The sequence below is a fragment of the Psychrobacter jeotgali genome (genome assembly GCF_904846315.1).
GTDB lineage: Bacteria > Pseudomonadota > Gammaproteobacteria > Pseudomonadales > Moraxellaceae > Psychrobacter > Psychrobacter jeotgali.
Genome location: NZ_CAJHAF010000001.1, coordinates 827,543 through 840,398, shown reverse-complemented (window position 1 = coordinate 840,398; position 12,856 = coordinate 827,543). Strand labels below are relative to the sequence as shown.

Sequence of the window (12,856 nt, the reverse complement as noted above, 5' to 3'; positions counted from 1 at the left end):
TATTTGCATCTATGGATTACTAAACTTTTGCTTATTATTAGTTTGATAATGAGGTTGTTGGTCATAAGTTAATGATAAGAACCTTGAGTCTTTAGCTGAACGTCATTATCATAACTGTAAATAAAACCTTAATTATTTATCGAGTCATTTTATGCCAAATAAATCAACCCGCTCCACGTCTACAACAACAGCACAAAAAGGCACTGCTTCCCCTCTATTTACTGCTGATTATCCCATTTATATCAATCATACTGACGCCGGCGGTATCGTCTATCACGCCAATCACTTAGTGTTTTTTGAGAATTGCCGCCGTGATTGGTTTAGCAAGCTTGGACTTCCGGGTTATTTTTTGCAAACTGACGATGGAGAAATTCAGCATTTTGTGGTCAGCCAAGCGCAGTTGCAATATCGTAAAGCCATCCTCTTAGATGAGGTTATTAGTGTACGTATTGATCAAGTAGAACTAAAACCTGCCAGTATTGTCTTCCATCAAAGCATTCACCGCAATTTAGCAACAAATGACGACTTGCCCGAGAGCCACACGCTATTAAGTAGCGCCAAAATTATTATTGCTTGCGTGCAGAATCAAACTAAACCTGAACCTTCAACGCCAATTTCAAAAAATGACACTAGTGCTCTTGCTGCATTACCTAACGCTACTCCAATCCGCCCTATCCGCGTCCCGCAAAAGCTACATGATACCATTCAACAAGCTATCACGCATCATACCGATGAATATTGAGGTCAACAATCCCATACTAGGCTTCAAAGATATTTGGATATATGGCCAACACCCTATTGGCTTAGCTGAATCTGCTAAGCATACTCGGGATGCTGCTAGTGAAGATGATAGACAGACTGGTTTTTCTAAAGCCTCTCCTTCTCCATTCTATAAGTCATGGTTAACAAAAATAACAGATAAGCTCGGTACTAATAAGTCTGCCTCGACTCATGAACGCACCCTGTTAGCGGGCGTAAGTGGCACATTACTAGCTGGCCAAGTTACTGTACTAACCGGTCATTCTGGTAGCGGAAAATCAGTGTTACTACGAGTGCTAGCAGGATTAGCTCCGATGGATACCGGTAATGTTTGGCACTATCCTAACCTCGATCACCGCGATAACCTCCAGTATAGTATTCATGATACCTCGCCTACACAGTGGCGCGCGCAGGTGGCTTTGCTTGCTCAACATCCACAACTACTGGAAGGCAGCGTCCTTGATAACCTGCAGATGCCATATCAGTTGCAAGCTCATAAAAAAAGCCGTTTTGATAGTCAGTGGCATATCGAAAATCTGGCTTATTTGGAGCGCACCGCTGAATTTTTGCAGCAGCCTACCAGCCATCTATCAGGGGGTGAGCGTCAACTGGTCAATACTCTACGCCTACTACAATTATCACCGCAAGTGCTGTTATTAGATGAACCAACAGCCGCATTAGACAGTGAAACCTCAAGCAAACTGGTAAAGTTATTGATGCATTGGTTACAGGCTAAGCCTCAACGGGCTATGCTATGGGTGACTCATGACACGGAAGATATTATGCCACTAGCAGATAAACATTGGCATATGCAGGCAGGAATATTAACGGAGATGTCTAGCCCTTACTCAGGCGCTAAATAATTAAAACTAAAACGTGTTGAACCATCACCTATAGGTACCGCTGATATGCAAATCATCCTAACTTATACAGATATTGCGCTTGCCAGCAGTTTGATCCTCATTGTTATGCTGGTATCGTGGCTGTTACGTTTAAAACTAACCTCGACTCTGTTGATAGCTGCTATTCGTACCGTAGTACAGCTTAGTTTTATTGGGCTAGTGCTGGCATGGATTTTCGCTCGTGAACACTGGTATGAAGTATTAATTATCCTGACTATCATGACTTTGATTGCAGGAAGTGCGGCCAAAAGCCGGGTCAAACGGGCTTATAAAGGACTATTTACCGATACCCTTATTGCTGTCAGCGCTTCAGCCGTATTGGTTACCATCATTGCTATCGGCTTTATTTTACAAGTGCGGCCTTGGTATACACCGCAGTTTATTATTCCAATACTAGGTCTAATACTAGGCAATGCTTTGACTGCAATTTCATTGACTAGCAATCAGCTTGTCGAAGCCCTTTATGAACAACAAGCTCGGATTGAGATGATGCTAAGCTTGTCCGCTCGTCCCTTTGAGGCCGTACACGAACAAATAACTGCTGCTATTATTAATGGCATGACTCCAACGCTAAATTCTATGCTAGTCGTTGGTATTGTAAGCCTACCGGGTATGATGACCGGTCAAATACTAGCTGGCGCAGATCCTACTCAAGCGGTACGCTATCAGATTGTCACTATGTTTTTGATATGCGTTAGTAGCACATTGGGGTGCACTATCAGTGCTCTGCTTATATATAGGCGCTTTTTTAATCAAAAAAAGCAGCTTATTATTCCTTAGCCTTTATTTTTACTTTTTATATTCACCGAGTAAAATTCAGCTTTGTCTATATTTTTTTACGTACTAGTCAGTCCAATTCTAGCAATATTAAATATTGTTACTACCATGTTACTATTTGTTAGTGATAAAGGTTAAACTTATTAATATCAATCGGCTAAAGAGTAGCGATGCATATTATTTAGGTCTTACAGGAATATATCACCAATATTCTGACATAGAATATTGATAGACAAGGATGTCGCATCATTCAACAGCTATGATCTCTATCAAGTCTGTTACTTTTCTAGTATCAGATACTCATATTGAATGGCCGTTTCCTTGTCAAATCCTTTGTAGTAGCTCTCATTAAGGACTCTGACAATGAACTTGGAAAAACCTTGGCTCGCTCAATATCCTCCTAATGTACCTAAAACTATTGATCCCAATCAATACAGCAGCTTAATGGAGCTGTACGGGGAATGCTTTAATCGCTTTCGTTTGCATCCTATGAGTATCTGCATGGGAGTTACCCATACTTATGGCGAAATAGAAGAGGCTTCGCTAGCGGTAGCCGCATGGTTACAAGCGCAAAACCTGCCAAAAGGTAGCGTTGTAGCATTGATGATGCCCAACGTCCCGCAGTATCTGCCTACGATGATTGGTATCTTACGCGCAGGCTACATTTGTACCCCGGTCAATCCACTTTATACGGGTCGTGAGCTCCGCCATCAATTGACGGACTCAGGGGCTCAGGTTATTTTTATCGTTGATAATTTCGCTCAGGCATTAGAGCAAGTGGTCGGTGAAACCTCGATTAAGCGTATCGTACTGTCAAAAATGGGCGATATGATGGGACTAAAAGGTATTTTAGTAAATACTATTGTCCGTCAAGTCAAACGCTTAGTGCCTAAATATCAATTAGATGACCCCAAACATGAGGTCACCAAGTTCCCTGACGTCCTCAAAAAAGGCAAAACCCTGCCCTTTCAAGAACCAAAGGCGACTTTAGATCAAACTGCCTTTTTGCAATATACTGGCGGGACTACGGGACTATCAAAAGGTACGATATTGACCCAGCGTAATATCGTAGCAGCGGCATTGCAATCAGAAGCGTGGTCGCGTCCTATTACCAAAGAATTTGCAGACGTTTATATTAATATGGTGATGGCGTTACCGCTGTATCATATTTTCGCTTTTATGCTCAGCCTACTGGGCATGCGCTCAGGTTATACCTTCATCCTAGTACCCAATCCCCGCGATATCCCAGGGTTTGTCAAAACCTTATCTAAGCAGCCCTTCCATGTTATACCGGCGGTCAATACTCTATTCAAAGGTCTACTTGATCATCCAAAGTTTCAACAGCTAAACTTCAGCGCATTACGTATGTCGCAGGCCGGCGGTATGGCAGCTACTGAGCAGACGGCAACACGCTGGCTGGAGGTTACAGGTTGTGCCATGATTGAAGGTTGGGGCATGACCGAAGGCGTCGCTGTCGGTACCGCCAATATCGTCACCAATACCCAGTTTAATGGCACCATTGGTCTACCTGTACCTAGCGTTGATGTAATCATAATCGATGATAATGACCAGCGTGTCGGCGTGGGTCAAGCGGGCGAGATGTGTATCAAAGGCCCTAATGTCACCTCTGGTTATTTTAATCGTGACAGTAGTGATAGCTTTACCCAAGACGGTTACTTCCGTACTGGTGACATTGTCAGCATGGACGAAAAAGGCTATATAACCTTACTTGATCGCAAAAAAGATATGATTTTGGTCTCAGGTTTTAATGTTTACCCTAACGAGCTTGAGTCGGTGATGCTCGATTGTGACGGTATTATAGATTGTGCGGTCATTGGCATTCCTGATGAACGCCAAGGTGAAGCGGTTAAATTCTATATCGTGCCTGCGGATAGCAATGTCACTGCAGAAGTAGTTAAAGACTTTGCCTTAGATAATCTAACCGGTTATAAATGCCCGAGTTATATCGAATTTGTGACTGATTTACCCAAGTCTAATGTCGGAAAAGTATTACGGCAAAAACTGCGTGAAAAACACTTAGCCGATTATCCTTTAGAAAATCATCCTTTAGAAAATAATCTTTAACTGCAGTAGCTATCAATCAGTTCCAATTAATTCCAATCAGTCTTACCCAATTCTATTCTCTAGAGCCTTTTATTAAGTAAAAGGCTCTTTTTTTGGTCAAATTTTCAGCTTATCTGTTTTTATGACCGTAAATCGCCTTTAACTTGATTAACTAAATTTCGTTTGTCCATATAATTTTACAAACTGCTAAGTCTTTGGTTAAAAATACAGTTTTAGGTTGCTACTATGTTACTCTCCTGTCAGTTATTGTTATATCAGTAGCTGATTAATCTAAAAACCAAGCCAAAAAAGTTCGGCTCATCTGCATAATAATCTTTAAAACTCAGCCTAACACCTGATAGCTTTGATTAATCAGCATTATTCTCTATAAACAATGACTCAAGTCTTACGACGCATAAAAATTTACTCAATCATCACCCTTTTAGGACGTTAATTATGTCAGAAGATAAACCTTGGCTAAATCATTATCCCACCAATGTACCTAAGACTATTGATCCCAACCAATACAGCAGCCTAATGAATTTGTATGAAGAAAGCTTTAACCGCTTTCGTATGCATCCTTTGAGCATCTGTATGGGCGTCACTCATACTTATGGCGATATTGACGAGGCTTCATTAGCTATTGCTGCTTGGTTACAGGCCCAAGGTTTACCCAAAGGAACTATCGTGGCATTAATGATGCCAAACGTCCCGCAGTATCTACCAACGATGATCGGTATTTTGCGAGCGGGCTTCGTTTGCACTCCTATTAACCCTTTATATACCGGCCGTGAGCTCCGTCACCAGCTTAACGACTCAGGTGCTAAAGTTATTTTTATTGTAGATAATTTTGCTCAAGCTTTGGAACAAGTGGTCGATGAGACCGCTATCAAGCGGATTGTGTTGTCAAAAATGGGCGATATGATGGGTCTAAAAGGCGTGCTGGTCAATACCATAGTTCGTCAAGTCAAACGATTAGTACCTAAATATAAACTCAACGACCCCAAGCATGAGGTAAACAAGTTCCCTGAGGTGCTGAAGTTAGGTAAAACGCTACCATATCAAGCACCAAAAATGTCCTTAGAACAAAAAGCAGTCCTGCAATATACCGGCGGCACGACCGGACTATCAAAGGGTACGATATTAACCCAGCGTAATATTGTGGCAGCGGCGCTACAATCAGAAGCTTGGTATCGCCCTGTTACCTCAGAGATTGATGAGGTGTATATCAATATGGTGATGGCGTTACCGCTGTATCATATTTTCGCTTTTATGCTAAGCCTGCTCGGCATGCGCTCAGGTTATACCTTTATCTTAGTACCCAATCCACGCGATATGCCAGGATTTATCAAGACCTTATCCAAGCAACCTTTCCATATCTTCCCTGCGGTAAACACGCTATTTAAAGGTTTGCTTGATCAGCCAAACTTTCAAAAACTAGACTTCAGCTCGCTACGTATCACCCAAGCGGGCGGTATGGCAGCTACTGAGCAGACTGCAAAGCGCTGGTTGGAGGTTACAGGCTGTCCTATGGTCGAGGGCTGGGGCATGACTGAAGGCGTGGCGGCGGGCACTGCTAATATTATCACTGATCGCAAATTTAACGGTACTATTGGCGTGCCCGTCCCTAGTGTCGATATCATTGTCCTTGATGAAGATAATCAGCGTTTAGGCGTGGGTCAAGCGGGTGAGATGTGTATTAAGGGCCCCAATGTCACCTCTGGTTATTTCAACCACGATAATAGTGACAGCTTTACTAAAGATGGCTATTTTCGTACCGGTGATATTGTCAGTATGAACGATGAGGGTTACTTTACTTTGCTTGATCGCAAAAAAGATATGATTTTGGTCTCAGGCTTTAATGTCTATCCTAATGAGCTGGAGTCGGTGATGCTCGATTGTGAGGGTATCATTGATTGTGCGGTCATTGGCATCCCTGATGAACGCCAAGGTGAAGCGGTCAAAATATATGTGGTACCTGCGAACAAAAACGTAACTACAGAGGACATTAAGGACTTTGCTTTGGACAATCTGACTGGTTATAAATGTCCGCGCTATATCGAGTTTGTCAACGAGCTACCCAAGTCCAATGTCGGCAAAGTACTACGCCAACAGCTACGCAACCAGCATTTAGAAAATCAGGCTTAATAAACAAACAGGCTTAGATTAAAATAACCGCTACTAAGACTAAAGCGCGCTATTTAAGATAGAGCGCGCTTTGTTAATAAAACCGTCAAAGCAACTACTTTAGCTCCTAGCTGATTTTATTGACTATATTCAGTGGCAAATGCTTCATAGCCTTACCGACGATAGACCAGGGCAAGCTGGGTACACAGGCTTCGGCTACTTCAGTCTCAATAGCCGCTACTATAGCTTTAGTACCAGTATCTGCATCAACTTCAAAGGGTAATGGCTTGGCATTGGTATTAATCTCAGTACGAATATAACCCGGATAAATGGTTGAAACTTTAATGGGTAGTTTATCGAGTAACATATCAGCACGGATGCCTTCTGCTAAATAGGCTAAGCCCGCTTTACTGGCGCCGTAAGTAGTCATGTGCTTAGGTAATCCGCGCATAGCTGACATACTGGATATCACTACTAAATGACCACTATTTTGCGCACGAAAAATCTTCATCGCCGCTTCGCATTGCGCTAATGCAGAGACAAAGTTGATCTCGGCAGTCCGGCGGTTAGTCTCAAAGCGACCTTTACCGATACGGCGACTGTCACCCACGCCCGCATTAACTACTACTCGGTCAATCTGACCAAAATCTGCCGCAAAAGCATCAAACACTTCAAAGATGGTATCATAATCGGTCACATCCAAAACTCTATAAGCAATACGAATGTTAGGATGTTTGTCAGATAGCTCTGCTTGTAGTTGCTCTAGACGATCCGTACGTCTGGCGCATATAGCTAAGTTATAACCCAGCTTGGCAAACAGCCTTGCCATGCCCTCCCCTAACCCTGAGCTAGCGCCGGTTACCAATACCGTCTTACCTTGACCCACTTGCAGCTTGGTTAAACGCTTTAGATAGCGAGCAGGTTGCACCGCGCTTAAAGCTTGATCTTTGCTCTTTTTAACAGTTTGTGTCATTATTTTTTTCAGTTTATGCGGCATATGCAATCCTTTAAACGTCTGGGTACAGTACAGAGATAAAATGTATACTAAAAAATAGCATTATAAGGCCTATTATCCAGTATAGGGATAGTGGATATGTATCAATACTGCCAACTTATGACTCTGATTATAAGCTAAACACCAGTTTGCTCAATTTAGCGCCAAGTCACAAAGGACTCACCATCAGCGAACAGATGGCTATATTCGTTCATAGATAACAAACGCGGCGTCTGCTTGGGTAGCGTAATAGCTGTAACCCCAGTATTGACCAAACTTTTATTGATTTGATAAGAACCTTTGCTGTCCTGCTCTAAGAGCTTGGCGGTAATAGCAGCAATGACGCCACCAGAGGTAAATACTAAAACTGTGCTACCTTTCTCAAGGTGTCCTAAAGTCTCTATACGCTCAATAAGTTGCTCAAGGGCTTGCTGAGCCCGGCTATTAAACTGCAACCAGCTTTCAATATAATCCTCATCATAGTTACCACTGTGCCAACGCTGCATAGCATTATCAAAAAGCTCCGCTAAGCGCAGATTGGGATTTTCAGCTTGGGCAATCTTGGCCGCAATATCAGCCGGACTAGCAAAAGCGGGATCAGACTTTAAAAACACATCTTTATGATTAAATTCATTAAATAAGGGCAATACGTGCTGCTCAGGCGTACTGATATCAAAGGCAGAGGACTCCCTATCAGCTGCTGAGGCTTGATACACTTCCCAAAAATGACGAGCTGAATCTTGTTGGCGCACCAAACTACCGCTATAAACGGCATCAATACGCCGCTGGGTACTGGCATAATGCTTCCCTAATAAGCGCGCTTGTTTGATACCCAGCTTGGAGAGCTGATCATAGTTCGCTTGGCCAAACGATGCTTGACCATGCCGTGCCAATAATATTGTGGTCATATTAAGGTTATCCATAAAAACTAATAAAAAATAAAAGCGCTACCTTAATATCAGTAGTACTGTAGCGCTTTAAAACAAGACAGCAGCAACCTAACTATTCAAAATAACCTTTAGGTAAAATACCTTTAATAACCTTTTGGATAGGGCTTGGCAGTTGCTCAACGGTAGCTTTATCCACGCCTATATCTTTTAGATGAGGCTGTACATGGCTAGTAAATAGCACCTCACCTTCATACTGGGCAATCAGCTTTAGACATTTAGCGTGCAGCACATGATTGATAATCCAAAAGTTCTTAAAGGCAGGGTTTTTGGTCTGCTTGTGATAATAGCGATAATATATTTGCTGCACGATTCCAGCCAAACGGAATAGTCCAAAGACCTCATAAAAGGTCCAATTGTCAATCTCAAGACCGGTCTTTTGCAGGTAGTAATCAACCACTTCACTGCGAGTCATCATGCCTTTTAGATGCGTAGGCTGGCGGCGCGACTGCTGCATGACGATATTATCATCGGCCTCAATCCAGTAAGCTAGAGCGCTACCTAAGTCCATGAGCGGATCACCAAGTGTGGCCATCTCCCAATCGAGCACCCCAATCACTTGAGTGGCATCTGTAGCATCTAGAACAACATTGTCAAAACGCCAATCATTATGAATAACGCAAGTTTTGCTATCCTCAGGGGTGTGCTTGCTTAGCCACTGACGCACCAAAGCATAGCTTGGCACATTAGGCGTTTTGGCTTTGACATAACGCTTACTCCAGCCGCTTACTTGACGCTCGCAATAACCATCACCGCGGCCAAGCGCTACCAGATCAGCATTGTCCTGATAATCAATGTCATGCAATTCAATCAAAGCGTCAATAACATTGATGCACAGTTCACGGGTTTGCTCAGGGTCTAGATTCACCTCTTTAGGCAAATTAGCACGAGGAATAATTCCTTCCATACGCTCCATAATATAAAAATCAGCGCCGATTATCGACTCATCGGTACAAAGGGCGACCATCTTTGGCACATAAGGATAAGTGTCTGTTAGCGCCTTTTGGACGGTATATTCACGCACCATATCATGAGCGGACTTAGCTTTAGTGCCTTTAGGAGGGCGACGCAAAATCAGATCATAATTTTCATATTGTAGGCGATAGGTCCAGTTAGAGGCGCCACCTGAGAATTGAGTCACTTGAGGCTCGCCAGCAACTTCGATACCTTGCTCTCGTAGCCAGTCACTGATAGCTTGCGCATCCAGCTCTTCGCCATTACGAATCTCGCCCCCTTTATCGAGCACCTCTGCACTAACTTTTTTATTTGAAATAGATTGCTTACTATCATTGTCAATATTAGCTTTATTTTTTCCACTATTTTGCTTATCGTTTTGGGCTACCATGCGACATTCCTTATCATGTATCGTTTATCTACTATAGAATTTTGCTATCTATAATTATAAAAATATTCAGTTGTTAAATAATATATCTGTTAACAATAAATACCGACTTTGAGATTTAGGGTTATGTTAACCACTTCAAAGTCGGTTATTTGTTATTGCTTAGGCTATTATAAATAATAACCAATCTTATTTAAACTTCTGGCTATTTAGACTTGCGGCGAAAGCCTTGACGTTTTAATTCTAACTTGGCAATCATATTTTTATGCACCTCATCTGGACCATCAGCCAAGCGTAGCGCTCGACCTTGCGCATAAAAACTCGGCAATAGCGTATCTTGACAAACGCCCATACCACCATAGATCTGAATCGCCATATCAGCGACTTCTTGGAGTACGGTGGGCGCGACTACTTTAATCGCTGAAATCTCAGTCAAAGCGGCTTTGGTACCTTGACTGTCCATCTTTTGCGCTGCATATAAGGTCAGTAGACGTGCTTGATCAATCTTGATACGAGCATCCGCTATCCGCTCTAAATTACCGCCCAATTGTAGTAACGGCTTGCCAAAAGCCGTACGCTCCATACCACGGTGAATGGCGAGCTCCAATGATTTTTCAGCCGCGCCAATACAGCGCATACAGTGGTGAATACGACCTGGTCCCAGGCGGCCTTGGGCAATTTCAAACCCCATACCAGGCCCACCAATAAAGCTATGCGCTGGCACCCGTACATTATTAAAGCTAACTTCACCATGACCATGCGGCGCATCATAATCACCGAATACCTTTAGCATACGCTCAATTTTGACGCCTTCGGTCTTAGCAGGCACCAATACCATCGAGTGCTGATGATGGCGATCTTTGCTCTCATCCGGGGTATAAGCCATAACGATCAACAGATCAACGGCCGGATCACCAAGTCCTGACGACCACCATTTGCTACCATTAATTACAATTTCATCGCCTTCAACTACGGCGGTCGCTTGCATATTAGTCGCGTCACTAGAAGCGACATCAGGCTCAGTCATGCAAAATACGGAACGGGTCTTGCCTTCTAATATCGGAGTTAGCCATTTATCTTGCTGCTGCTGTGTACCATAACGCCACAACAACTCCATATTACCACTATCAGGAGCGTTGCAGTTAAAGACGTAAGGCGCAAGCAAACTACGTCCTGTTAGTTCAGCGATAGGCGCATAATCGGTAACCGATAGCCCAGCTCCTAACTCATCATCAGGCAAAAACAGATTCCAAACACCAGCCTTGCGTGCCTTTTTACGTAAGGTCTCATACGCTTCTGGCCAATGCCAGTTCTCCCAGTTACCATCAGGGTTTTGCTCATGGCAATCCTGCCAAAACTGGGCTTCTATTGGCTCAATTTCGTTAGCAATAAAATCTTTGACTTGTTCATACATTTTTTGACCATGCTCACTAGTCGTGAACAGCGCTTTGGATGTATTGGTGGGATTAGTTGTAGACATAATGACCTCTTCCTTGGGTGATATTCTTGATGAGTCTTTTATAAGTATCAAGCTTAAACGACTGCCTAAAACCCATACTTTAAAGCTAATCAAGTTGATTAGGGCTTATTATCTTTAGCCTTTTATGCTTTCCTATTTATAACATAGCCATTATCAACAAACAGCAAAAAGGCGCAACCTGTTGGGTCACGCCTTTAGAAAAATTACATAAGCTCTAAGAGTTATTGAGTTAATTTAACAACAAAACATTGATACTTTAGCTTATTTTAAAATATTTAAACGGCTATTAAAATCAAAACGCATCAAAGCCTCAGGCAATTTATCAGCGGCTAAGTTCAGCGTCGCTTCGGCAGCTTGAGCCAAACCAAGCTTTTCCGCCAAAGTAGGCTTTTGGCGCGAATGCAGCGCATAAACTTCGTTATTATCCATCAACTCTAAAATATAGCTATCAGACGTCTGTAGGCTATCAATTAAGTTTAGATGCAGCGCATCCTCACCGTACCAGTGCTCGCCAGTAGCGACTTTATCCAGCTCAAGTTTCGGACGATAAGTATTGACAAAATGTTTGAATAGCTCATGAGTCTGCTCAAGCTCTTGCTGATACTTAGCACGGTCTTCATCGTCATTTTCACCGAACAAAGTTACCGTACGTTTATAGTCCCCAGCAGTAAACATCTCATAGTCAACATCGTGATTTTTGAGCCATTTATGAAAGTTCGGTAATTGCGAGACTACCCCGATAGAGCCGATAACCGCAAAAGGCGCAGCAATTATTTTATCGGCCACACAGGCCATCATATAACCCCCACTGGCCGCTACTTTATCCACACAAACCGTTAGTTTAAGGCCAGCCTCTTTTAAACGTACTAACTGCGCAGCGGCTAAGCCATAACCATGTACAATTCCGCCTGGCGATTCTAAACGAACTACGACCTCGTCGCCTTTGTTAGCGGTGCTAATCAAGGTGCTAATCTCTTCACGCAGATGTTTAACCGCTGAGGCTTTGATATCGCCATCAAAATCCAAAACAAAAACTTGCTGCGACTTATGCTTACTTTTAGCTCTGTCTTTTAGGGCTTGCTTGGCTTTTTTGGCCATACGTTTTTTGAGCTGCTTAAGAGCTGCTTTACCTTGGGTGGCTTCCATCAGGTCTTGGCGGCGCTGCTCTTGAGCCTTGTTTAAATGTAGTACTTTGAGCTCAACAGGATTTTTGGGAGGATGAAATAGCATAATATAGCTTTCCTTAATAATATAAATCGATGAGTGATGAGAATATGAAAATAAAAGTCGCTAAGAATTTATTGTCGCTAAGAATTTGTTATTGTGTCGATGTTAGCTTGATATGCGCTCAGTGGTGAATTTTTTCAAGCATCAGCGCCTGATTTAATTTACTTAGCGCATCTTCAGCCTCTAGTTTTTAACTTATAGTTTTTAACGAATCACTTTCAACGCTCATTTACTCTT

General features: G+C 42.7%; 10 protein-coding genes. 5 read left to right on the top strand and 5 right to left on the bottom strand.

What is annotated here, in order from left to right:
- Positions 1–151: 151 nt before the first annotated feature.
- The 5 genes from JMX18_RS03470 to JMX18_RS03450 all read left to right on the top strand — a co-directional run bounded on the left by JMX18_RS03470 (position 152) and on the right by JMX18_RS03450 (position 6,650).
- Positions 152–742: a thioesterase family protein gene (locus JMX18_RS03470; RefSeq protein ID WP_201584241.1), complete on the top strand. Its 591-nt coding sequence runs from the start codon at positions 152–154 to the stop codon at positions 740–742.
- Positions 696–1,622, top strand: coding sequence for an ABC transporter ATP-binding protein (locus tag JMX18_RS03465; protein ID WP_201584233.1), 927 nt, complete (start codon positions 696–698; stop codon positions 1,620–1,622). Before JMX18_RS03470 ends, JMX18_RS03465 begins: the two co-directional genes overlap by 47 nt.
- A 45-nt stretch (positions 1,623–1,667) precedes the next feature.
- Positions 1,668–2,441: an ABC transporter permease gene (locus JMX18_RS03460; protein WP_201584219.1), complete on the top strand. Its 774-nt coding sequence runs from the start codon at positions 1,668–1,670 to the stop codon at positions 2,439–2,441.
- A 360-nt stretch (positions 2,442–2,801) separates the two neighbouring features.
- Positions 2,802–4,523: an AMP-binding protein gene (locus JMX18_RS03455; protein ID WP_201584218.1), complete on the top strand. Its 1,722-nt coding sequence runs from the start codon at positions 2,802–2,804 to the stop codon at positions 4,521–4,523.
- 435 nt (positions 4,524–4,958) lie between these two features.
- Positions 4,959–6,650 carry an AMP-binding protein gene (locus tag JMX18_RS03450; protein WP_201584215.1) on the top strand — a complete coding sequence of 564 codons (1,692 nt, stop codon included), beginning with the start codon at positions 4,959–4,961 and terminating at the stop codon, positions 6,648–6,650.
- 106 nt (positions 6,651–6,756) lie between these two features.
- Here JMX18_RS03450 and JMX18_RS03445 read toward each other — a convergent pair whose 3' ends face one another.
- The 5 genes from JMX18_RS03445 to sohB form a co-directional block, all read right to left on the bottom strand.
- A complete protein-coding gene (locus JMX18_RS03445) occupies positions 6,757–7,626 on the bottom strand; it encodes an SDR family oxidoreductase (protein WP_201584203.1) in 870 nt (289 codons plus the stop codon).
- Positions 7,627–7,781: 155 nt separating this feature from the next.
- Positions 7,782–8,531 carry a histidine phosphatase family protein gene (locus JMX18_RS03440; RefSeq protein ID WP_201584198.1) on the bottom strand — a complete coding sequence of 250 codons (750 nt, stop codon included), beginning with the start codon at positions 8,529–8,531 and terminating at the stop codon, positions 7,782–7,784.
- A 94-nt stretch (positions 8,532–8,625) separates the two neighbouring features.
- Positions 8,626–9,915, bottom strand: a complete 1,290-nt coding sequence (locus tag JMX18_RS03435; RefSeq protein WP_201584195.1) for a phosphotransferase family protein — start codon at positions 9,913–9,915, stop codon at positions 8,626–8,628.
- Positions 9,916–10,117: 202 nt separating this feature from the next.
- A complete protein-coding gene (locus JMX18_RS03430; RefSeq protein ID WP_201584180.1) occupies positions 10,118–11,392 on the bottom strand; it encodes an acyl-CoA dehydrogenase family protein in 1,275 nt (424 codons plus the stop codon).
- A 261-nt stretch (positions 11,393–11,653) separates the two neighbouring features.
- Complete coding sequence (gene sohB, locus JMX18_RS03425; protein WP_201584177.1) at positions 11,654–12,622, bottom strand: protease SohB; 969 nt, start codon at positions 12,620–12,622, stop codon at positions 11,654–11,656.
- Between the last annotated feature and the right edge of the window lie 234 nt (positions 12,623–12,856).